Origin of the sequence: Psychroserpens mesophilus (genome assembly GCF_050617655.1) — a bacterium.
GTDB classification, from domain to species: Bacteria; Bacteroidota; Bacteroidia; order Flavobacteriales; family Flavobacteriaceae; genus Psychroserpens; species Psychroserpens mesophilus_A.
Genome location: NZ_JBODQC010000490.1, coordinates 1 through 238, shown reverse-complemented (window position 1 = coordinate 238; position 238 = coordinate 1). Strand labels below are relative to the sequence as shown.

The 238-nt window shown below is 67.6% G+C and carries 1 protein-coding gene; it reads left to right on the top strand.

Going from position 1 to position 238, the window contains the following annotated elements; genetic code table 11:
* The coding region (locus ACRHNM_RS18120; RefSeq protein ID WP_431138020.1) for a hypothetical protein at positions 1-238 on the top strand (238 nt) is incomplete at both ends.

The window sequence follows — 238 nt, the reverse complement described above, 5'->3', positions numbered from 1 at the left end:
AGGCGCCTGTATGTGATCGGCTTCCCGCTGCTGATGGCCTTCGACACGCTGGCCCAGCTGTGCTTCAAGTACGCCGGTGACGCCGCCTTGCCGGTCGAGGCCAACACTGCGTGGCTGCTGCGCGTACTGTCGCAGCCGTGGGTGTACGGCGCGACCCTCGGCTACGTCGGTGCGTTCTTCACCTGGATGAGCCTGCTGCGGCATGCTCCGATCGGCCCCGCGTTTGCCGCCTCGCACC